Consider the following 20540-nt stretch of genomic DNA (forward strand, 5'->3'; position numbering starts at 1 on the left):
AGTCACTGCCCAGTCACTGCGTTGCGTGGGTCGCCAATGCGTGATCCATCGCCTGTTCCAGCCGGTCGTTGCCCCAGAACAGCTCCCCGTCGGCACAGGTGACGCTCGGCGCGCCGAAGATGCCGAGTGCCTTGGCTTCCTCGACGCTGGCACGCAGGCGCGCCTTCGCCTCGTCGCCCGCCGACAGTTTCAGGATCTCATCGGCATTCGCCCCGGCGCGCGTGATCAGCGTCGCCAGCATCTTTTCGTCGTCGATCCGCCAGCCTTCGCCGAACTCGGCCAGATAGACGGCGCGCGAGAACAGCGGCACCAGATCCGGTGCCAGCGCGGTGGCAATCCGCGCGGCCTTGAGCCCGTTCTGCGGAAACGGGTCGGGCCGGACGAACGGCAGCCCGGAGGCGGAACAGATCCGCTCCAGATCGCGCCACATATAGGCGCCCTTCACAGGCAAGAGGTTGAAGGGCGATGTCGTCCACCCGGCCTCGGCGAAGATCGGTCCGAGCAGAAACGGCCGCCAGCGCAGCTCGACACCGCGTCGCTCCGCCAGATCCTCGATCCGCATGGCCGCCGGGTAGCTGTAGGTGGAGGCGAATTCGTACCAGAACTGGACGACCGGACGGGGCATGGCGACTTCCTCTCCTGAACGCGGCTGCGACCGGCAGCCGCACGCATGGGGCCCGCCCCTTGGACAGGATGGGCCGGATCGCTATAACCCCTCAACCGCCCCAGGAAGACAACCGCAAACGCAGGTTCGATGACAGATACGCCCCCCTCGCCTGCGCCCTCCCCGGCTCCGCCCTCTGCCCGCAAGCAGACGGGTTTCGTCGCGCGGCTCGCAGGTGGAGAAACCCGAGCGCTTGCCCTTGCGGCGACCGGCTGCCTGATCGTCCTGTCGCTCTTCTTCCTGGCCTTTCCCGCCGTCGATATCGCCGCCTCGCGCCTCTTCCACGACCCGGCCGGCGGTTTCGTCCTGTCGCAGACCCCCTTCCTGCAGCGGCTGCGCGAACTCGGCCCCTTCCTGGTCAAGCTGATCGCCATCCTGTGCGTCGCGATCCTGCTGTGGCCCTTCGTCGTCGCGCCGCTGTCGCGGCGCCTGCCGCTGCGCGCACCGGTCTTCCTGTTGTCGACGCTGATCCTCGGCCCCGGCCTCCTGGTCAACGCGGTGCTGAAGAACAACTGGGGCCGCCCCCGGCCCAATGCGGTGGACCTGTTCGGCGGCGATGCGCCCTATGTCCGCGTCTGGCAGATAACCAACCACTGCGACACCAACTGCTCTTTCGTGTCGGGCGAGGCCTCCTCCAGTCTCTGGCTGGTGACGCTAGCTTTCCTCGCGCCGCCGTCCTGGCGCCGCGCGATCCTCGCGGTCGTCCTGCCGCTCGCCGTGATCCTGTCGGCCAACCGCGTCGCCTTCGGCGGCCATTTCCTCTCCGACACGCTGATTTCGTGGTGCCTGACGCTGCTGGTGATCCTCGGCGTGCATCATCTTCTCTGGCGCGTACCTGGCGCGGAGGCGCGCGCCGCCCGCTGGCGCAGCGCCTATGACGGGGCCGCCGATGCGGTCCGTGCCCGCGCGGTCGGCCTGCGGCAGCGCCTTGCCGCCTCCCTGCGCGCTTTCGCCGCGATGATGCGCTAAGGCCAGCGGCAGGCGCCCTTTTGCGCCCTTGGCGACGCCGCGTTTCCAACATTTTGCTGCCGCGAAGCTCTGGCATGGAAAAATGTCGGCACCTGCCGGCGGAACTCCGCCCCCATCCCCGCACCCTCGCGTGCGCGCGGGGGTGGAAAATCCGGCCGGCTTGCGCCTTAGTTAGCCGAGAGACGCATGCAAGCGATTCGCCCTCTTGCATCCGCCCGCCAGGCGGATATCAGACCGCGTGAAAGGAAGGCCGAGGGGCAGGCTCAGCCGATGAGTTCGCAGGACGATCAGCACACCGCGGCCGAGGGTACGGCCGGGGCCGACCGGTCCACGGCCGGGCGTTCCCGTTCGCGCGGACGACGGCTGTTGCGCATCCTGGTCTGCGGGTTCCTCGTCGCCGGTCTTGCCTTCTATGGCGGCTCCTTCCTGCGCTTTGCGGCCACCGTCGCCGGCTACCAGAACAACGACGCGGCCCGCGCCGACGCGATCGTCGTGCTGACCGGCGGCAGCGAACGGGTCAAACACGCGCTGAACCTCCTGCAGGCCGGCAATGCCGAACGGCTGCTGATCTCCGGCGTGCATCCCGAGACCACCCCGAAACAGATCGTCAGTTCCACGGCCAGCGACCTGTCGCTGTTCTCCTGCTGCGTCGATCTCGACCGCAATGCCAACAACACACTGGAAAACGCGTCCGAGACCGCGAAATGGGCCCGGGAAAACGGCTTTTCGCGCCTGCTGGTGGTCACCAGCGCCTATCACATGCCCCGCGCCCTGCTCGAGCTGAACTCGACCATGTCGGATCTGGACCTGGTGCCCGTGCCGGTACAGACGGCGGATCTCGCCTTCGACCGCTGGTACGAGGAGCCGCGCACAACGCTGCTGCTTGCCCGCGAGCACCTGAAATATCTGCTTGCCTGGGCGCGTATCGCGGTTATGGAAACGTCGGCGCCCTGACGGCACCGGCCTCGCGACTTGCCAGCGAAGCGGTCCGCGCGGCACCATGGCCGCAAGGTGCCCGTGTGCGGGCCCGGTCAGCCCGTCCCGCAACCGGTTGAGATCGATGCTGCTTCTTCGCTCGCTTGTGTTCCAGGTCCTGTTCTACCTCAGCACCTTCGTCCTGATGATCCTCGGCTCGCCGGTCTTCCTGCTGCCGCGCCGCCTCGGCTGGCCGCTGGTGCCGTTCTGGGCAAGGGTCGAGCTGTTCCTGCTGAAATGGATCGTCGGCATGAAGGTCGAGTACCGCGGCCTGGAGAACATTCCGCAAGGGGGCTACATCGTCGCGGCCAAGCACCAGTCGGCTTGGGAGACCTTCGCCCTTTTGCCGCTCTTCCCCTCGCCCACCTACGTGCTGAAACGGGAGCTGCGCTACATCCCGATCTTCGGCTGGTACACGGCGAAATTCCGCCAGATCCCCGTGAACCGGGGCAAGCGCTCGGCCGCGCTTGCCGCCATGACGGAGCGTGCCCGCGAGGCCGTCGCCGAGAACCGCCAGATCCTGATATTTCCCGAAGGAACCCGCAGGGGTGCCGGCGAGGAGCCGCGCTACAAGTACGGCGTCGCCCATCTCTACCGCTCGCTCAGCGCACCGGTCCTGCCCGTCGCGCTGAACTCCGGCATCTTCTGGCCCCGCCGCGGCTGGTGCCTCTATCCTGGAACGGTGGTGGTGGAATTCCTGCCGCCGATCATGCCGGGCCTCGACATCGAGACGTTCCATGCCCGGCTCGTCGAGGAGGTGGAGACCGCCTCCGACCGGCTGATCGACGAGGCTGCAGCCGAGGCGCCGGCCTCTCCGGTCGTCCGCCGGGCGCAGCAGCGCCGCGCCGCACGCGGTCTTCAATCTGCGTGAGGAATGATCAGGGCCGGGTCGAAGCGCCGGAAGACGGCGGCACGCGCCAGCAGCCGGACTGGCGCCCGGCGATCAGCCAATAGACGAAACCGGCCATGAAGCCGGTCGCCGCGGCGATCAGCGTCCCCGGCCGGATGTCCGCATGCGGGCCTCCCGGCCCCTCGCCGGACCACCACAGGAAGGTGGCAATGGCGCCGCCTGCCGCCAGGTGGAAGACAACCCCGCGCAGCCGCATCAGCTCTGCAATGGCGATCGCCACGAGCGCCGGCACGAAGGCCAGGCCGCCGATCACGCTCGCACCCACCAGCGACCAGCCGAAGGTCATGCCGACCACCACCGGATCTCCGGACGGATCCGCGAGCCCGCGCAGCAGGCCGAAGGCAACGAAGGCCGCCGCCGCCAGAAAGGCGAGGATCAGCCCCAGCACGATGCGGATGGACTGGGCCAGCAGCTGCCCGCCGTCGACCATCGCCTAGCTCGCAGCCGCAGCGGTTTCCGCCGCTGCCCGGTCGCGGGCGCGCATGCGCTCGGATTCCGACTTGAGCTGGCCGCAGGCCGCGAAGATGTCGCGGCCGCGCGGCGTGCGGATCGGCGAGGCATAGCCCGCCCGGTTGACCACCTCGGCAAAGGCCTCGATCTGCTCCCAGTCGGAGCATTCGTAGGGAGAGCCCGGCCAGGGATTGAACGGGATGAGGTTGATCTTCGCCGGAATGCCCTTGAGCAGGCGCACCAGTTCGCGCGCATCCGCAAGGCTGTCGTTGACGCCCTTCAGCATCACGTATTCGAACGTGATGCGGCGGGCATTGTTCAGCCCCGGATAGGCCCGGCAGGCGCCCAGCAGCTCGGCGATGTTCCACTTCTTGTTGATCGGCACCAGCTCGTCGCGCAGCTCGTCGCGCACCGCGTGCAGCGAGATCGCCAGCATGCAGCCGATTTCCGCGCCGGTGCGCTCGATCATCGGCACCACGCCGGAGGTCGACAGGGTGATGCGGCGCTTCGACAGCGACAGGCCCTCGCCGTCCGAAGCGATCAGCAGCGCCTTCTTGACGTTGTCGAAGTTATAGAGCGGCTCGCCCATGCCCATCATCACGATGTTGGTGACCAGGCGCCCCTCGCTCGGCACGGCCGCTCCCGCGGGTGTCTCTCCCTTGGGGAAGTCGCCGAGCCGGTCGCGGGCGACCAGGATCTGGGCAAGGATCTCTTCCGCCGTCAGGTTGCGCACCAGGCGCTGCGTGCCCGTATGGCAGAAGGTGCAGGTCAGCGTGCAGCCGACCTGCGAGGACACGCAGAGCGTCCCGCGCCCCTCCTCGGGAATATAGACGGTCTCGATCTCGACCGGACGGCCGGCTCCGCGCGGGGGGAAGCGGAACAGCCACTTGCGCGTGCCGTCGCTGGAGATCTGCTCAGACACCATCTCCGGGCGGCGGATGCTGAAGGCCTCGGCCATCTTCGCGCGAAGGTCCTTGGCGATGTTGGTCATGTCGGAAAAGTCCGACGCTCCGCGCACATAGAGCCAATGCCACAGCTGGGCGACGCGCATGCGCAGCTGCCGTTCGGGCACACCGATGCCGGCCAGCGCTTCGGCCAGCTCCGTGCGGTCGAGCCCGATCAGCACAGGCTTGTCTCCGGGCGCTTGCGCCACGGAAGGGACCTGCGCGGCCACGGAAGCTGCCGGGGCGTCCTCGGGCGTGCTGGTTGCGGTGTCGTGCTGCATCAGGCTCATGTCGTCGGTCCGTGATGACGTGGGTTTGCCGGGGCGCCCTGAAAGGATGCGGTCCGCCCGCCCTCTTCCGCAAACGCCGAAAAGGCGGCGCCGGTCTGGCTGCCGCCGGTGCTGTCCGGTCCTGATCTGCTTCCGCCCCATGCCGGAGCCGAAGACCGCAGTCCGGAAACGCCCGAACCGTCCCGCCCCTTAGCTAAGGGCGAGACGGTTCGTGTTTCGGGGGTCTTATACAGCAAGCCGGGCCGTTTGTGAGCCCCAAAGCGCATGCACCCCGCGCGGAGCGGGGTCGCTCCGGAGGGGTATGCTGGCTCGGAAGGGCCCGGCCACCGGCCGGACATCCTGGCTTGCTTGCAGGCGCTACTGGCAGGCCCTGTCCGCGGCGGTGACCGCAGCCGTGATGCCCGACAGGGAGAACTCGTAGGTGGTCTGCGTACCGCGCGCCGAAACGCCGGTAACGACCATGCCACGACCGGCCTTCATCGCGGCGACGAGCTGGCGCTCTTCGGTCGCGTTGGCCATCCAGGCGCCGTCGTTCTTCGTGAACATCGTGAACTTCTGGCCGTCCACGTCGACGGAAACCGACGACTGTTCCTTGAAGGCGTAACCGACGATCACGCTGGGCTCGTTGTTGACGTTCTCGCCAGGCCGGTTCGACACGAAGAAGAACACATCTCCGTGATTGCGATCGCTCGGCGAGAGCTTGGTCGGCTTGGACAAGGCATAGCACACCTTGCCCTTGGAACCGCCATAGGAGTAGGCGTCCCAATTATTGTGCTGACTGACAAGAGTCGGCGTCTGGGCATGCGCCGACGCGCCCGTGAGGACGAGTGCCAGAAGAGCCGGGAAGAGCGTTCTTGCTTGCATCATCTCCTAAACCGCTACTGCTAACTATCCGGAATGGATCGAATTTGCTGAGCAATCGTCACCTTGTCTTAAGGTTATCGCCCAGCAGGTTACGAAAGGGTTGATAAACTCGAAAAGCCGACAGGCAGCTTCGCAAACCCGCTACGATCACTGGATGGCGCACGCTGGCCGCACAAATCGGGCAAGAGTGTGACACTTTTGCCAAGCTGTCCTTACCCCTTCCGGGGATTGACGAAACCGCCCTGCCCGGTCTGATGTTAGGAGGAGGCGTCCGGCCGGCATATGCACATCGACGCAATGCCCGACATCCGCTATTTGGACAGTAGCTATCGGAACCCCTGTCGCAGCACACAGACCCGGACGAAGAAAGACAGATGAGTCAGGCCAACCCGACATGTCGGATGCGTTTCGGCCGGATGCGGACGGGAGTAGCGTGCGCGTGACCGGCGACGACCGTTTCTCCCGGCTTATCGAGCGGGTTGCGCTAGACCGCGACCGCACGGCCTTTGCCGAGCTGTTCGATCATTTCGCGCCGCGCCTCAAGGCCTATCTGATGCGCCTGGGGTCGGAGGCCGCCACCGCCGAGGAACTCACCCAGGAGGTGATGATCACCCTCTGGCGCAAGGCGGGACTTTTTGACGCAAGTCGCGCCACTGCCGCAACCTGGCTGTTCCGCATCGCCCGCAACCGGCGGATCGATTCCCTGCGCCGCGACCGCTCCGCCCTGCTCGATCCCGAGGATCCGAGCCTGCGGCCGCCCGTGCCGGAAGACCAGGACGAGGAGCTCGATGCGCGCACCCGCGAGGACCGCGTGCGCGAAGCGATGAAGGAGCTTCCCGAGGAACAGGCGGACCTGATCCGTCGCGCCTTTTTCTCCGGCCTGTCGCACAGCCAGATCGCCGAGGAGACCGGCCTGCCGCTCGGCACCGTGAAGTCGCGCATCCGTCTCGCCTTCACGCGCCTGCGCCGCATCCTGGAAGCCGACGACGCAATCGATACGCAATGACCCCGCACAAGCCTATGCGGGGTCATTAATTCTTCTTTGAAATCAGATATTTATCTGAAAATCACTTCTTCGGGAGCGGGTCGAACCGCTTCCGAATCGATCAGCCCTGAACGCCGAGCAACCGGCAGATTTCGTCGAGCTGTTCGAGCGAGGCATACTTGATCTTGAGCTCGCCCGCGCCCTTGTCCTGCTTGTGGGCAATGGCGATCTTCAGGCCCAGCGTATCCGTCAGCCGCTTTTCCAGCGCCTTGGTATCGGCATCCTTCTCCGGCTTCGCCGCCTTGCCGGCATTCGTCCGGGAAAGCGCCTGCGGGTCCTGTGCGAGCTTCTCCGCCTCGCGGACGTTCAGCCCCTTCTCGACAATCAGCTCGGCCAGGGCGGCCGGGTCCTGCGCGGTGATCAGTGCGCGCGCATGGCCGGCGGTCAGCAGGCCCTCCGCGAGGTAGTCCTTGACGGAGTTCGGCAGCTTCAGCAGGCGCAGCGTGTTCGCCACATGGCTGCGGCTCTTGCCGATGACCTTCGCCAGCTCGCTCTGGCTGTAGGAGAACTCCTGCACCAGCTGATCATAGCCGAGCCCCTCCTCGATCGGATTGAGATCGGCGCGCTGGACGTTCTCGATGATCGCCAGTTCCAGGGCTTCCTGGTCGGTGACCTCGCGCACCACCACCGGCACCATGTGCAGGCCGGCGCGCTGCGCGGCCCGCCAGCGGCGCTCGCCGGCGATGATCTCATAGGCATTGTCGCGGCCCGCCACCGGGCGCACCAGAAGCGGCTGCACGATGCCCTTCTCGCGCACCGAGCTGGTCAGGTCTTCCAGGTCGCTTTCGGTAAAGGTCTTGCGAGGGTTGCGCGGATTGGCGGTTAGGAACTCGATCGGCACCCGGCGCGTGTCGCGGGGCGGACGCGGGTCCGCCGGCGGCTCCGTTCCCACTTCGCCGATCAGCGCGGCGAGCCCCCGGCCCAGCCGCTTCTTCTTTCCGCTGTCGTCATCCGCCATCGTCATTGCCTGTTCTTGTTGTCGGCCGCCGAACCGTTGCGCATCCGAATCGTCATGCGGCAACGCCGCGCAGCGTACGCTCGCGCTGAATGATTTCCGAGGCCAGACGTAGATAGGCCTGGCTGCCGGAGCATTTCAGATCGTAGAGCAGCGCCGGCTTGCCGTAGGACGGCGCCTCGGACACCCGCACATTGCGCGGGATGATCGTGTCGTAGACCGCATCGCCCATGGTCTCGCGCACATCGGCGACCACCTGGGCGGAAAGGTTGTTGCGGCTGTCATACATGGTCAGGACGATGCCGTGGATCGACAGTTCCGGGTTCAGCGCCGCCTTCACCTGCTCCACCGTGCTGAGCAGCTGGCTGAGACCCTCCAGCGCGAAGAACTCGCATTGCAGCGGCACCAGGATCGAGTGGCTCGCAGACAGCGCGTTGATGGTCAGAAGGTTGAGCGAGGGCGGGCAGTCGATCAGCACATAGGTGAAATCCGCAGGCGCGGCCTGGCGCCCCTGCCCTGCCAGCTCTGAGATCGCCTTGCGCAGCCGGTGCGCCCGGTCGGAGCGGCTGGCGATCTCCAGCTCGACGCCGAGCAGGTCCATCGTCGACGGGGCGACCCACAGACGCGGCACCGCTGTGTCCTGGATCGTTTCGGCCAGCGAACAATCACCGATCAGCACGTCATAGGTGGAAAGATCGCGGTTGCGCCGGTCGATGCCGAGGCCGGTCGAGGCGTTGCCCTGGGGATCGAGATCGATCACCAGCACCCGCTCGCCGATGGCCGCAAGCGCCGTTCCCAGATTGATGGCCGTTGTCGTCTTGCCGACGCCGCCCTTCTGGTTGGCAAGCGCGAGGACGCGTGGAGACTGAGGAAGCATGCTCATCCGGTCTGGCCTTTCCCTGTCGCGCCGCGCGGCCTTAGCCCCGAGATCATGAGGAGCCGGCTGTCGGGATCGATGAGGCTCTCCCTTTCTACCAGATCGAACTCCCAAGCGTGAGCGGCACGCGCGACCTCGTCGCGGAAATTTTTTCCTTTGTGGAAAATCGCAGGCGCGCCGTGATTCTGGAAGGGCTCCGTATAGGCCAGCAGCTCGGAAAGATCGGCCAACGCCCGCGCCGATACCGCGTCGATCTCGCCCGCAAGCTCTCCCGACACGTCCTCGATCCGCGAGGCGTGCACCGTCGCCGGGCAGCCGGTCTCGCGGATCACCGTGCGCAGGAACGCGGCCTTGCGGCTGTTGCTCTCGATCAGGTGGACATGCGCCCCGGGCAGGCGCTCCATCTGCACCATCGCCGTTACCAGCCCGGGAAAGCCGGCGCCGCTGCCCAGATCCGCCCAACGCGCTGCGTCGGGCGCCATCGCCACCACCTGCAGGCTGTCGGCCACATGCCGGCGCCAGGCCTCCGGCAGGGTCGAGGGCGCCACCAGGTTCTGCGCCTTCTGCCAGTGCAGGAGCAAATTCACGTAAGTGGTCAAGCGCTCCACTGTTTCACGTGAAACTTCGAAAATTCCGTGAAGCACTTCCGGGCCGTCCTCGACGGCAAGCCGCGCCGGCCGGCTCATGCCACGGCCTCCCGGCCACCGGCGCGCGACACGGCTTTCTCCGCCTTGCGCACATGCGACAGCAGCAGCGTCAGCGCTGCCGGCGTCACCCCGTCGATCCGCGCCGCCTGTCCCAGCGTTTCGGGCCGTGCAGCCTCGAGCTTCTGCCGCGCCTCGTTGGACAAGCCCTTGACCAGCGCATAGTCGAGGCCCGCCGGAAGCATCAGGTCTTCATCCCGGCGCAGCGCATCGATGTCGGCCTCCTGCCGCTTGAGATAGACCGCATAGAGCGCGTCGATCGCCACCTGCGCGGCGATCTTCGGATCGAGCGCACCGATCTCCTGCGGCCACACGCCGGCCAACTTGTCGAGGTCGATATCGGGATAGGACAGCAGCTCGAAGGCCGAGCGGCGCACGCCGTCTTGGTTGATCGGCAGGCCCGCGCGCCTCCCCTCTTCCGGGGTCACCACCAGCCCAGACAGTACGTCGCGCGCCCGCGCCAGATCCCGGCACTTCGCCTCGAAGCGCGATGCCCGCTGGGCCGACACGCAGCCGATCTCCATCCCCATCGGCGTCAGGCGCTGATCGGCATTGTCCGCCCGCAGCGACAGCCGGTACTCGGCGCGCGAGGTGAACATGCGATAGGGCTCGTTGACGCCGCAGGTCACGAGATCGTCGATCATCACGCCGAGATAGCCCTTGTCCCGGCCGAAGACGACCGGCGCCTTGCCGCCGGCCTTCAAGGCCGCGTTCAGCCCCGCGACAAGGCCCTGCGCGGCGGCTTCCTCATAGCCCGTCGTACCGTTGATCTGGCCGGCCAGGAACAGCCCTCCGACCCGGCGCGTTTCGAGCGTACGGCCCAGCTCGCGCGGATCGATGTGATCGTATTCGATGGCATAGCCCGGCCGCAGCACGGCGACATCCTCGAGCCCGGGAATGGTCCGCAGGAATGCAAGCTGCGCATCCTCCGGCAGCGAGGTCGAGATTCCGTTCGGATAGACGGTCGGATCGTCAAGCCCTTCCGGCTCCAGGAAAACCTGATGGCCATCGCGGTCGCCGAAGCGGACCACCTTGTCCTCGATGGAGGGACAGTAGCGAGGCCCCCGGCCGACGATCTCGCCGGAATACATCGCCGAGCGATGCAGGTTCTCGCGGATGATGTCGTGGGTGCGCAGCGTCGTGCGGGTGATATGGCACGAGACCTGCGGCGTGGTGATCGCGTCGGTCAGCTCCGAAAATGGTTCCGGATCCGAATCGCCCTTCTGCTCTTCCAGCCGGTCCCAATGGATCGTGCGCCCGTCGAGACGCGCCGGCGTGCCGGTCTTGAGCCGCCCCAGCTCGAACCCGTGCGAGAGCAGCGAGGCAGACAGCAGGTTGGAAGGCGCCTCGTCGGCCCGGCCAGCGGCGATCTTGCGCTCGCCGATATGAATGACACCGCGCAGGAAGGTGCCCGTGGTCAGCACCACGGCGCCAGCGATCAGCCGTCGCCCGTCCGCCAGCATCACCCCGCTGACATGCCCATCGGTCACGGTCAGCTCGGCCGCCTCCCCCTCGACGACCTCCAGATTGGCGGTCTCGCGGATCGCCTCCTGCATCGCCTCGCGATAGAGCTTGCGGTCGGCCTGGGCTCGCGGCCCACGCACGGCCGGTCCCTTGCGCCGGTTGAGCAGGCGGAACTGGATGCCGGCGCGATCGGCCACCCGGCCCATCAGCCCGTCCAGTGCATCGACCTCGCGCACCAGATGTCCCTTGCCCAAGCCCCCGATAGCCGGGTTGCAGGACATCACGCCGATTGTGGAGAAGCTGTGGGTGACCAGCGCCGTGCGTGCGCCCATCCGCGCGCTTGCGCTCGCGGCCTCGCAGCCGGCATGACCGCCACCGATGACGATCACATCGAAGACAGGCTCGGCGGCGGATCCGCCCTTCATCCTGGTCATGTGTTTTGGCCTCTGCCCGAGCCGGCAAAAATCGGGCCCGGGATCTCAGGGCAGCAGCGGAGAAGAAGGCCCGCGACGTCGCCCTTGCGTGGATAACTCGTGAGGCTGGTGATACCCGAAAACCGGCGCGCCGGTCAAAGACAAGCAACGCTGCAAGCTCGCTTCGGCCATCCGTTTCGGATGAGTCTTCATTACGGTTTTGAATCGATCCTCGATTCCTGCTGTTTCACGTGAAACGCTCGTTTACTTCCCGATACAAAATTCGCGGAAAATCACATCCAGCAGGTCCTCCACACCGACGCGGCCGGCAATTCGTCCGAGCGACTCCCCGGCCCGGCGCAGGTCTTCGGCGCGGATTTCCAGCGACCGCCGCTCGACCAACGCATCGCCCAAAGCCGCCAAGCACACCTCCAGATGCCGCCGGTGCCGCTCCCGCGCAGCCAGCGGCTCGTCCAACCCGCCGACATGCGCGGCGGCGAAAGCTGTCAGCGCGGACATCAATGCGTCGACCCCTTCGCCGCTGCGAACCGACAGGCGGAACGCTTGCTCCCCGGTTCCGGCGTCCGGCCAGATCTCTCCCGCATCGGCCTTGGTCTCGATCCGCCACAGCGCGGTCGAGCCCTCCGGAGGACCCATCACCGTACCCGATGCATCCGTCTGCGGCGCCACCAGCCACAGCACCAGGTCCGCGTCGCCGGCGCGGGCCAGTGCCCGGCGGATACCCTCGCGCTCGACCAGGCCCGCCTCCTCGCGCAGCCCCGCCGTGTCGACCAGCGTCACCGGATACCCGTCGAGGTCCATATGCACCTCGATGACGTCTCGGGTCGTGCCTGCCTCCTCGGTAACGATGGCGACGTCCCGGCGCGCAAGCGCGTTCAGCAGACTCGACTTGCCGGCATTCGGCGCGCCGAGCAGCACCACCTGCACGCCGCTGCGCAGCCGCTCGGCCCGCTGCGACCGCTCCAGGTGCCGGGCGATTTCGGTCCGCAGGCGCGCGACCTCTTCCCACACCGCGGCCGAAACATCGTCCGGCACATCCTCCTCGTCGGCGAAATCGAACTCCGCTTCGATCAAGGCCCGCGCCCAGGTCAGCCGGTCCCGCCAGCCGTCATAGATGGCGGCCAGCGCGCCCCCGGCCTGGCTCATCGCCAGACGCCGCTGGGCCTCCGTCTCGGCTGCAATGAGATCGGCAAGGCCCTCCACCTCCAGGAGATCCATGCGGTCATTGTCGAAGGCCCGGCGGGTAAACTCCCCCTGCTCTGCCATCCGGCATCCCGGCACCATGGCCAGCATCTCGAGAACGGCGGCGACCACCGCCCGCCCGCCATGGCAATGGAGCTCGGCAACGTCCTCCCCGGTAAAGCTGGCCGGTCCGGGAAACCACAGCACCAAGGCCCGGTCGATCACCGCGCCATCGCCCGGTCGCCGGAGGTCGCGCAAGGATGCCCGCCGCGGGGCGGGACAGATGCCGCAGATCGTTTCGAGGACGAATCGTGTGCGCGGGCCGGAAAGCCGGATTACCGCGACGCCCGCCGGCACCGGCCCGCTGGACAGGGCGAAGATCGTATCCCCGCCTGCCCCGCTTCCGAGGATTCGAATCCCTGCCTCATCCATCGGCTTTCCCTTGGCTCCCGGCATCGACTGACCTAGCTTTCCAGACACGAGATGGCGAGTGCGCGTCGGACCTCCGACGCATCACGCTCATGCCCTGATATCGGAGAGGTCCATGACCGACAACCGTCTGGCCGACGCCACCAGCCCCTATCTGCTCCAGCACAAGGACAATCCCGTCGCCTGGCGGCCCTGGGGACCGGAGGCACTGGCAGAGGCCCGCGCCACGGACAAGCCGATCCTGCTCTCCGTCGGATATGCGGCGTGCCACTGGTGCCATGTCATGGCGCACGAGAGCTTCGAAGACCCGGACGTGGCGGAGGTGATGAACCGCCTCTTCGTCAACATCAAGGTCGACCGGGAGGAGCGCCCGGACATCGACCAGATCTACATGAGCGCCCTGCATGCCCTCGGCGAACAGGGCGGCTGGCCCCTCACGATGTTCCTTACCAGCGAGGCCGAGCCGTTCTGGGGCGGGACCTATTTCCCCAAGACCGCGCGCTGGGGCCGGCCCGGGTTTACCGATGTTCTCGAAGCCATCGCCGGCATGTACCGAACGGACCGGGGGCGAATCGATACCAACCGCAAGGCCTTGATGGACCACCTCCGCAAGGCGCCGCTCGGCGCGACCGCCCGCCTGCCGTCGGACCTGCCGATCACCGCCGGGCAGCGTCTTGCAGGTCTTTACGACAAGACCCATGGTGGCATTCACGGTGCACCGAAGTTCCCGCAAGCCTGCGTCAGCGAGCTCGTCTGGCGCACAAGCCTGCGCACCGGCGATGCCGAGGCCCTGCGCACCTGCATCCTCACGCTCGAGCGTATGAGCAATGGCGGCATCTACGATCATATCGGCGGCGGCCTTGCGCGCTACTCCGTCGACGAGCGTTGGCTGGTGCCGCATTTCGAGAAGATGCTCTACGACAATGCGCAATACATCTCCCACCTTGCCCGGGCACTCGCCCTCCCCGGTTTGGCTCCGCCGGTCGCCGAACTGTTCCGGACCCGACTCGACGAGACGGTCGCCTGGCTGCAGCGCGAGATGATGAACGGCCCGGCCTTCGCCGCCAGCCTCGATGCCGACAGCGAGGGCGAAGAGGGACGCTTCTATGTCTGGACGCCCAACCAGGTCGCCGCAGTCCTTGGCGAGACCGAAGAGGCCCTGCTCTTCTGCGAAGCCTACGACATCACCGCTCCGGGCAACTTCGAAGGCTCGAGCATCCCCAACCGGCTGATACCGCCGGAGGACGACGGCGGCGACGTGCTCGCACGCTTCGCCCAGGCCCGCCATACGCTTCTCGCCGCGCGCGAGACACGGGTGCGCCCCGGTCGCGACGACAAGGTTCTGGCCGACTGGAACGGGCTGATGATCGCGGGCCTTGCCGAGGCCGAGTACATCTTCCGCATCGCCGGTGTTTCACGTGAATCCTGGCGACGGCTCGCCGTCGGGGCCTACCGGTTCGTCATGGAGGAGATGCGCGACGACACCGGCCGGATGGCTCATGCCTGGCGGGATGGTCGAAGCACCCGGCCCGGTTTTGCCAGCGATCTCGCCATGATGATGAAAGCCGCGATCGCGCTGGCCGAAACCTCGGCCTCCATATCGGAGGCGAATCGGTTCCTGACCGACGCGAAGGACCTCGCCGCGCAGCTGGATCGGGACTTTGCCGCCGAAGGTGGCGGCTATTACCTGTCGTCCGTGGATGCCGGCGACGTCATCCTGCGTCCCCTCTCCCCGATGGACGAGGCCGTGCCGAATGCCAATGGCGTTGCCGCAGAAGCGCTGCAGCGTCTTTGGCATCTGACCGGAGACCAGGACGCGGAGGCCCGCTCCGAAGCCATCGTGACGCGGTTCGGATCCGAGATCGCCGGCAATGTCTTCGGGACCGCAAGCCTGCTCAGCGCCATGGACACCGGCGTCAATGCGTTGCTGGCGGTCCTGGTCGTGCCCGTAGAGGGCGATGCGTCGGATAGTGCGATGGCCTTGCGCCGCGCGGTGGCGGGTCTTGCCGACCCCGCCGTCCTCCGCCTGGAGGTCCCGACCGGTCATCCCTTCCCCGCTGGCCATCCGATGGAGGGGAAGAGCGCGAAAGACGGCCGACCTACGCTCTATCTCTGCCGGCAGGGCGCGTGCAGCGCGCCCGTGACCGAGGCAGCAGATATCGAGGCGGCGCTCGTCCAGCTCCTGGGACCGAGAACAAGAGCCTTTTAGGAGACGTGCCAGCCGGTCATATGCCCGCCTGCATTTCCCGCCACCGCTCCGCCTTCAGGCGATAAAGCACATGGCGCATCAGCGGGTGCCCGATGGGAAGGAGCGGGTGATCGAAGTCGCCATGCTCGTCCCGCTGCATGCCGAGACGGTCCATCACGCGCCTTGAAGGAGAATTCGTCACCGTGGTGAAGGAGACGATCTCTTCAAGGCCCAGAGTTTCGAAACCGAATCGAAGCCAGGCACGGGCCGCCTCGCTCGCATAGCCCATGCCCCATGCCGACCGGGCCAATCGCCAGCCGACCTCGACGCACGGCGCAAAGGGCACCGCGTAGCGTGGCCGGCTGAGCCCGACGAAGCCGATGAAAGCGCCGCTCCGCCTGACAACCACCGGCTGGAAGCAGAACCCGTCCTCGCGGCTTCGCTGGCGCGCAGTCTCGATCAAGGCGTCGCTTTCCTGCCGATCGAGCACGGAGGGAAAATAGCGCATCACCTCCGGATCGGCGGTCATGGCTGCAAAGGGCTCCCGGTCTTCGTCGGTCCAGGGCCGCAGCAGCAATCTCTCCGTCTCGATCACCAGGCTGTCGTCGCCCGGACGCAAGCGTGTGAAGTTCGTCATCGTTCCATCTCCGAATCGACCTGATTCACGTGAAACATGCGGGTCTTGAAAAGCAACACCCGCGGAAGCCATTCGGCATCCGCGGGTGTTTCACGTGAATCTTTCAAGATGGCGCGGGGCCGTGCCCCACCCCGCTCCGTCAGGTGTTCATGCTGTCGAAGAAATCGTCGTTCGACTTGGTCTGACGCAGCTTGTCGAGCAGGAACTCGATGGCGTCGACGGTACCCATCGGATTGAGGATACGGCGCAGGACGAACATCTTCTTCAGGTTCACCGGCTCGACAAGGAGCTCTTCCTTTCGGGTGCCCGAACGCTGGATGTCGATGGCCGGGAACACGCGCTTGTCGGAGATCTTGCGGTCCAGGATGATCTCCGAGTTGCCGGTGCCCTTGAACTCTTCGAAGATGACCTCGTCCATGCGGCTGCCGGTATCGATCAGCGCGGTCGCGATGATCGTCAGCGAGCCGCCCTCCTCGATGTTACGGGCCGCACCGAAGAAGCGCTTCGGGCGCTGCAGCGCGTTGGCATCGACACCGCCGGTCAGCACCTTGCCCGAGGACGGGACGACGGTGTTGTAGGCGCGGCCGAGGCGAGTGATCGAGTCCAGCAGGATGACCACGTCGCGGCCATGCTCGACCAGGCGCTTCGCCTTTTCGATGACCATCTCGGCCACCTGGACGTGACGCACCGCCGGTTCGTCGAACGTGGACGACACCACTTCGCCGTTCACCGTGCGCTGCATGTCCGTCACTTCCTCCGGCCGCTCGTCGATGAGCAGCACGATCAGGTAGCATTCGGGATGGTTGGTGGTGATGGACTTGGCGATGTTCTGCAGGAACACCGTCTTGCCGGTCCGCGGCGGCGCGGTGATCAGCGCGCGCTGGCCCTTGCCGAGCGGGGCGACCAGATCGATCACGCGCGAGGAGAAATCCTTGCTGGTCGGGTTCTCGACTTCCATCTTCAGCCGCTCATCGGGATAGAGCGGGGTCAGGTTGTCGAAATGGACCTTGTGGCGCGCCTTCTCGGGGTCTTCGAAGTTGATCTTGTTGACCTTGAGAAGCGCGAAATAGCGTTCGCCTTCCTTGGGGCTGCGGATCTCGCCTTCGACCGTGTCGCCCGTCCTCAGCGAGAAGCGACGGATCTGCGACGGCGAGATGTAGATGTCATCGGGGCCCGGCAGGTAGTTCGCGTCCGGCGAACGCAGGAAACCGAAACCGTCCTGCAGCACTTCGACGACACCCTCGCCGATAATGTCGACGTCCTGGGCAGCCAGCTGCTTGAGGATGGCGAACATCAGCTCCTGCTTGCGCATGGTGCTGGCGTTCTCGACCTCATGTTCCTCGGCGAAAGCAAGGAGTTCGGTCGGCGTCTTGATCTTCAGATCTGAGAGTTTCATTTCCCGCATGGGCAATGGATGGTCTTCTGCTAGAGGGGTGGAGAGGTAGATGCGTGTGATCCCGCGCCGCATATGGGCAACCCGGATCATCAGGAAAAGGGAATGGCTGCGGGTCGACAATCGGAGCTGTCGTTCCGACCTGGTGCTTCTCCAGTTCCGGTTTCGCACGCGGGTCAAGACCGCCGCTCCGGAACTTCGCCAACACCATGCCCGCAGGATGTGAGGTTGACGGAATCTACATTTTTAAATTCGTCAGGGCAAGCACCATTCGTCGAGTGCTCGCAATATTGTCACGTCGGGCGCAAGACTAACCCTCTCCGCCCGACGCAGGGTTATCACAGCTTAACCGCTCAAAACGGCTTGATCACCACCAGAATCACGATCAGCACCATAAGTACGGTCGGCACTTCGTTGACGATCCGATAGTGGCGAGAGCTGTGCGTGTTGGCATCCGCGGCAAATTGGCGCACGCAGCGCGCAAGGTAACCGTGCAATCCGCTCATCACGAAAACCAGCATCAGCTTGGCATGCAGCCAGCCCGACGAGAAGAACCCGCCCTCATAGGCAACCCACAGGCCGAAGATCCAGGACGAGATCATTGCCGGCGTCATGATCGCCTTGAGAAGGCGCCGTTCCATGACCTTGAAGGTCTCGCTCTGCGGCGTGCCCGGCACTGTCTCCGCGTGATAAACGAAAAGCCGCGGCAGGTAGAACATCGCGGCCATCCACGCGATGACCGAGATGATGTGCAGGGCTTTCAGCCAGAGATAGAGCATCGATCATCCGTTTCCAGAGGGAATTCTGCCAGGGACAGGCCCTGGCAGCCGTCAGGACGCTTCGAGAGGATCGGGAGCCTGACGCACGCGTTCGATCATGCGCGCGACGTTCTCCGGATCCGCGTCCGGTGTCACTCCATGCCCCAGATTGAAGACGAGCGGACCCTGTCCAAGTGTCGCAAGCACCTGGTCGACGCCCTCGTCCAGCGCCCGTCCGCCGGCCACGAGCCGCATCGGGTCGAGATTTCCCTGCACCGGAACCAGCTTCTGGATCTCGCGGGCAAGCCCGCCCGGCACGGTCCAGTCGAGGCCGACCGCATCGACGCCCGTTCCCGCGATGTAATCCGCCAGCCGCGAGCTTGAGGCTTTCGGAAAGCCGATGATGCGCGCGCCCGGCACGGCCGCGCGAACGCCGTCGACGATTGCCCGCGTCGGCGCGATCGACCAGCGGCGGAAACCCTCGTCATCCAAGACGCCCGCCCAGGTGTCGAAGATCTGCACCGCGTCGGCGCCGGCCTTCAACTGCCGCACCAGATAATCGATGGAGGCGGTGACCAGCTGGTCGATGAAGGCCTGCATCAGCTCAGGATCGCGATAGGCGCCGATCCTGGCGGCCGTTTGCTCCTGGGTGGTGTGACCGGCCACCGAATAGCAGGCGACCGTCCAGGGGGCTCCGCAGAAGCCCAGAAGCGTCACCTCGTCCGGGAGTTCCCGGCGCAGGCGCGCCACGATCTCGATGACGGGGTCGAGATGCCCGACAGCGCGCCTCTGATCGAGATTGCCGACGAGCTTGTCGCTGAGCGGTTCCAGCACAGGTCCGCGCCCTTCCTCGAAGCGAACGGGATATCCGAGCGCATCGGGAACCACGAAAATATCCGAGAAGAGAATCGATGCGTCGAAGCCGTAGCGCCGGATGGGCTGCAAAGTGACTTCCGTTGCAAGCTCTACGTCGTAACAAAATTCAAGAAAGTTAACTCTTTTTGAACGGGTGGCACGGTACTCGGGAAGATACCGGCCGGCCTGTCTCATCATCCAGATCGGAGGCGGCCAGAGCCTTTCGCCGGCCAGCACCTGCATGATCCGTCGCGACGCCGTCTGAGACACGAGACCCCCTTTAAAAAAGAAAAGAATCCTTGAAAGAGGATTCTGTTGTTTTTGTTTGGCACTGGACAACCGGGATTATCGGTTGTCGACACGGCTCCACATGACCTGTTCGCTCACTGCCTGTCGAGGGGTTTCGGGCATAAGCCCTTTTACCCATGATGGTGATAACCCGGATTTCGCTTTCAAATCAGACGACTGAAGCTTTGTTAACCATCTGTTAACCTTTAAGGCACGGTCGAACAATCTGGGGACGGGCGAAGAACAATCCGGTTTTCCCCGTTATCGGCGATCCTTCCGTCTCCGGCTCTTGCCCGCCTGTGCAGTGTTGATTGTTTTCGCGCTTCGGGCATGGTTTTGCGGGTCCGGCCTCGAAAGGGCCTGTTTGACCACACTAACCAGCACAAACGCCGCGGGCAGGGGATAACAGCTTGGGTAAGACTCGTAACTTCTTCCACCTGCACATGGTTTCGGACTCCACCGGTGAAACTTTGATGACGGTGGCACGCGCCGCGACGGCCCAGTACGAGGACGTGCAGGCGATCGAGCATGTCTATCCGCTGGTGCGTTCGACGCGGCAGCTCGACCATGCGCTCGACGAGATCGAGCATGCGCCGGGCATCGTCCTCTACACGCTGGTCGACCCGGAGCTGGCCGGCCGGCTGGAGCAGGCGGCGCGGGCTGCCGGCGTTCCTTGCGTCAACATCCTCTCGCCGGTCTTCGCGGTCTTCCAGTCCTATCTCAATGTCCGCCTGACCGGCCGTATCGGTGGCCAGCACGCGCTCGATGCCGACTACTTCCATCGCATCGAGGCGCTCAATTTCACCATGCTGCATGACGATGGGCAGATCCCGGACAATCTCGACGAGGCGGATGTGGTGCTTCTGGGCGTCAGCCGCACCTCGAAAACGCCGACCTGCATCTACCTGGCCAATCGCGGCATCAAGGCGGCGAACATTCCCATCGTTCCGGACATCCCCCTGCCCCGCCAACTCGGCGAGCTGCGCCGGGCGATGGTGGTTGCCGTGGTCGCCTCGGTGGAGCGCATCCAGCAGGTGCGGCAGAACCGCATTCTCACGCTGAATGCGGGCGGCTTCGAGAACGAGACCTATGTCGACCGCCGGGTGATCGCCCGCGAGATCGCGGTAACACGCAAGATCTGCGCCGAGCACGGCTGGCCCCTGATCGATGTCACCCGCCGCTCCATCGAGGAAACCGCCGCGGAAATCATGAGCTTGTACCGGGCTCACAAGAGCACTCTGGCAAACGGCGGCGTGGCCTGATAT

General features: G+C 65.6%; 19 protein-coding genes. 6 read left to right on the plus strand and 13 right to left on the minus strand.

The annotated features are described in order from the left end of the window. Positions 1-13: 13 nt before the first annotated feature. Positions 14-625, minus strand: coding sequence for a 2-hydroxychromene-2-carboxylate isomerase (locus H7H34_RS21050; protein WP_185926343.1), 612 nt, complete (start codon positions 623-625; stop codon positions 14-16). Between the two features lie 129 nt (positions 626-754). On the opposite strand from H7H34_RS21050, the gene H7H34_RS21055 reads away from it, so the two are divergent. The 3 genes from H7H34_RS21055 (at position 755) to H7H34_RS21065 (ending at position 3479) form a co-directional block, all read left to right on the plus strand. Then, a complete protein-coding gene (locus tag H7H34_RS21055; RefSeq protein ID WP_185926344.1) occupies positions 755-1633 on the plus strand; it encodes a phosphatase PAP2 family protein in 879 nt (292 codons plus the stop codon). A gap of 270 nt (positions 1634-1903) precedes the next feature. Beyond that, positions 1904-2587, plus strand: a complete 684-nt coding sequence (locus H7H34_RS21060) for a YdcF family protein (RefSeq protein ID WP_185926345.1) — start codon at positions 1904-1906, stop codon at positions 2585-2587. Positions 2588-2693: 106 nt separating this feature from the next. Beyond that, positions 2694-3479 (plus strand): lysophospholipid acyltransferase family protein, encoded by a 786-nt coding sequence (locus H7H34_RS21065; RefSeq protein WP_185926346.1) that lies wholly within the window; start codon positions 2694-2696, stop codon positions 3477-3479. Positions 3480-3486: 7 nt separating this feature from the next. On the opposite strand, the gene H7H34_RS21070 is transcribed toward H7H34_RS21065, so the two are convergent. From H7H34_RS21070 to H7H34_RS21080, 3 genes are all read right to left on the minus strand, one after another. Next, the gene (locus H7H34_RS21070) at positions 3487-3948 is read right to left on the minus strand and encodes a translation initiation factor IF-3 (RefSeq protein ID WP_120269931.1); all 462 of its coding nucleotides are present in this window, start codon (positions 3946-3948) and stop codon (positions 3487-3489) included. 3 nt (positions 3949-3951) lie between these two features. Continuing rightward, positions 3952-5202, minus strand: coding sequence for a dual-specificity RNA methyltransferase RlmN (gene rlmN, locus H7H34_RS21075; protein WP_185926347.1), 1251 nt, complete (start codon positions 5200-5202; stop codon positions 3952-3954). Between the two features lie 357 nt (positions 5203-5559). Next, positions 5560-6066 carry an invasion associated locus B family protein gene (locus tag H7H34_RS21080; RefSeq protein WP_208996808.1) on the minus strand — a complete coding sequence of 169 codons (507 nt, stop codon included), beginning with the start codon at positions 6064-6066 and terminating at the stop codon, positions 5560-5562. A 394-nt stretch (positions 6067-6460) separates the two neighbouring features. On the opposite strand from H7H34_RS21080, the gene H7H34_RS21085 reads away from it, so the two are divergent. Continuing rightward, positions 6461-7072, plus strand: a complete 612-nt coding sequence (locus H7H34_RS21085; RefSeq protein WP_120269930.1) for a sigma-70 family RNA polymerase sigma factor — start codon at positions 6461-6463, stop codon at positions 7070-7072. A 100-nt stretch (positions 7073-7172) separates the two neighbouring features. Here H7H34_RS21085 and H7H34_RS21090 read toward each other — a convergent pair whose 3' ends face one another. The 5 genes from H7H34_RS21090 to mnmE form a co-directional block, all read right to left on the minus strand. Further along, on the minus strand, positions 7173-8069 hold the full coding sequence (locus tag H7H34_RS21090; RefSeq protein WP_120270206.1) for a ParB/RepB/Spo0J family partition protein: 897 nt from the start codon (positions 8067-8069) through the stop codon (positions 7173-7175). 52 nt (positions 8070-8121) lie between these two features. Next, positions 8122-8949 carry a ParA family protein gene (locus H7H34_RS21095; RefSeq protein ID WP_120269929.1) on the minus strand — a complete coding sequence of 276 codons (828 nt, stop codon included), beginning with the start codon at positions 8947-8949 and terminating at the stop codon, positions 8122-8124. After that, the gene (rsmG, locus tag H7H34_RS21100; RefSeq protein WP_097174360.1) at positions 8946-9629 is read right to left on the minus strand and encodes a 16S rRNA (guanine(527)-N(7))-methyltransferase RsmG; all 684 of its coding nucleotides are present in this window, start codon (positions 9627-9629) and stop codon (positions 8946-8948) included. Before rsmG ends, H7H34_RS21095 begins: the two co-directional genes overlap by 4 nt. Next, the gene (gene mnmG / locus H7H34_RS21105) at positions 9626-11545 is read right to left on the minus strand and encodes a tRNA uridine-5-carboxymethylaminomethyl(34) synthesis enzyme MnmG (RefSeq protein WP_245165156.1); all 1920 of its coding nucleotides are present in this window, start codon (positions 11543-11545) and stop codon (positions 9626-9628) included. Before mnmG ends, rsmG begins: the two co-directional genes overlap by 4 nt. Before the next feature lie 243 nt (positions 11546-11788). Continuing rightward, on the minus strand, positions 11789-13159 hold the full coding sequence (gene mnmE / locus H7H34_RS21110) for a tRNA uridine-5-carboxymethylaminomethyl(34) synthesis GTPase MnmE (RefSeq protein ID WP_209006280.1): 1371 nt from the start codon (positions 13157-13159) through the stop codon (positions 11789-11791). A 112-nt stretch (positions 13160-13271) separates the two neighbouring features. On the opposite strand from mnmE, the gene H7H34_RS21115 reads away from it, so the two are divergent. After that, the gene (locus tag H7H34_RS21115) at positions 13272-15365 is read left to right on the plus strand and encodes a thioredoxin domain-containing protein (RefSeq protein WP_185926349.1); all 2094 of its coding nucleotides are present in this window, start codon (positions 13272-13274) and stop codon (positions 15363-15365) included. Between the two features lie 16 nt (positions 15366-15381). On the opposite strand, the gene H7H34_RS21120 is transcribed toward H7H34_RS21115, so the two are convergent. The 4 genes from H7H34_RS21120 to hemE all read right to left on the minus strand — a co-directional run bounded on the left by H7H34_RS21120 (position 15382) and on the right by hemE (position 19230). Beyond that, a complete protein-coding gene (locus H7H34_RS21120) occupies positions 15382-16053 on the minus strand; it encodes a GNAT family N-acetyltransferase (protein ID WP_371811441.1) in 672 nt (223 codons plus the stop codon). Positions 16054-16120: 67 nt separating this feature from the next. Next, entirely contained in the window at positions 16121-17386 is a 1266-nt protein-coding gene (gene rho, locus H7H34_RS21125) for a transcription termination factor Rho (protein ID WP_067224528.1), read from the minus strand. Between the two features lie 341 nt (positions 17387-17727). Continuing rightward, positions 17728-18153 carry a protoporphyrinogen oxidase HemJ gene (gene hemJ / locus H7H34_RS21130; protein ID WP_067224530.1) on the minus strand — a complete coding sequence of 142 codons (426 nt, stop codon included), beginning with the start codon at positions 18151-18153 and terminating at the stop codon, positions 17728-17730. A 51-nt stretch (positions 18154-18204) separates the two neighbouring features. Further along, on the minus strand, positions 18205-19230 hold the full coding sequence (gene hemE / locus H7H34_RS21135) for a uroporphyrinogen decarboxylase (RefSeq protein WP_120269924.1): 1026 nt from the start codon (positions 19228-19230) through the stop codon (positions 18205-18207). A 455-nt stretch (positions 19231-19685) separates the two neighbouring features. Here hemE and H7H34_RS21140 point away from each other — a divergent pair, with 455 nt between their 5' ends. Continuing rightward, positions 19686-20537, plus strand: a complete 852-nt coding sequence (locus H7H34_RS21140; RefSeq protein WP_120269923.1) for a pyruvate, water dikinase regulatory protein — start codon at positions 19686-19688, stop codon at positions 20535-20537. Positions 20538-20540: the final 3 nt, after the last annotated feature.

It is taken from the genome of Stappia sp. 28M-7 (assembly GCF_014252955.1).
Classification (GTDB): domain Bacteria; phylum Pseudomonadota; class Alphaproteobacteria; order Rhizobiales; family Stappiaceae; genus Stappia.